The organism is Streptosporangium sp. NPDC049644 (assembly GCF_040675205.1).
In the GTDB taxonomy this organism is placed as follows: Bacteria; Actinomycetota; Actinomycetes; order Streptosporangiales; family Streptosporangiaceae; genus Streptosporangium; species Streptosporangium fukuiense.
In genome coordinates, this window is record NZ_JBFAOJ010000286.1 from 1 (window position 1) to 1,070 (window position 1,070).

Genomic DNA, 1,070 nt, shown 5'->3' on the forward strand with positions numbered 1-1,070 from the left:
GTGCGGAAAGCCGAGCATGCCCGCCTGCGGTTTCGCGACCGGCTCAACCCAGTTGATCTGATCCTGCGTCACCCGAGGCACACCCTTTACCCCGGGGCCAACCCCATCAGCCAGCTCGCCTTCACGCTGACCAACGGTTTCACCTACGTGGAGTCCTATCTGGCCCGGGGCATGGACATCGACGACTTCGCGCCCAACCTGTCGTTCTTCTTCTCCAACGGCATGGATCCCGAGTACAGCGTGCTCGGCCGGGTCGCGCGGCGGATCTGGGCGGTCGCGATGCGGGAACGCTACGGCGCGAACGAGCGATCACAGAAGCTCAAGTACCACATCCAGACCTCCGGCCGGTCGCTACACGCCCAGGAGATGGATTTCAACGACATCCGCACCACGTTGCAGGCCCTCATCGCGATCTACGACAACTGCAACAGCCTGCACACCAACGCCTACGACGAGGCCGTCACCACCCCCACCTCCGAGTCGGTACGCCGCGCCCTGGCCATCCAGCTCATCATCAACCGCGAGTGGGGCCTGGCGATGAACGAGAACCCGTTGCAGGGCTCGTACATCATCGACCAGCTCACCGACCTGGTCGAGGAGGCCGTGCTGGAGGAGTTCGACCGGATCAGCGAGCGCGGCGGCGTGCTCGGCGCGATGGAGACCGGCTACCAGCGTGGCCGCATCCAGGACGAGTCGATGCGCTACGAGCAGCGTAAACACGACGGCAGCCTGCCGATCATCGGCGTCAACACCTTCCGCAATCCCGACGCCGACGCCCGCGACGCCGGGCCGGTGGAACTCGCCCGCGCCACCGAGGGCGAGAAGCGCTCCCAGCTGGAGCGGGTCGGCGCCTTCCAGGAACGCCACCGCGAGCAGGCGCACGCCGCACTGGCCGCGCTCAAGGAGGCCGCCCACGACGGCGAGAACATGTTCGCCGTGCTGATGGACACCGCCCGCGTCTGCAGCCTGCAGCAGATCACCGACGCGCTCTTCGAGGTGGGCGGCCAGTACCGGCGCAACGTCTGAGAGGTCGGCGGCCCGAACGGGAGGCGGGTCAGGTGTCCCCGGAC

The 1,070-nt window shown here is 67.2% G+C and carries 1 protein-coding gene; it reads left to right on the forward strand.

The features are described 5' to 3' along the window. Positions 1–1,026 (forward strand): methylmalonyl-CoA mutase family protein (locus AB0J58_RS45180; RefSeq protein ID WP_364228052.1); only part of this gene is annotated, 1,026 nt, incomplete at its 5' end. Positions 1,027–1,070 lie beyond the last annotated feature (44 nt).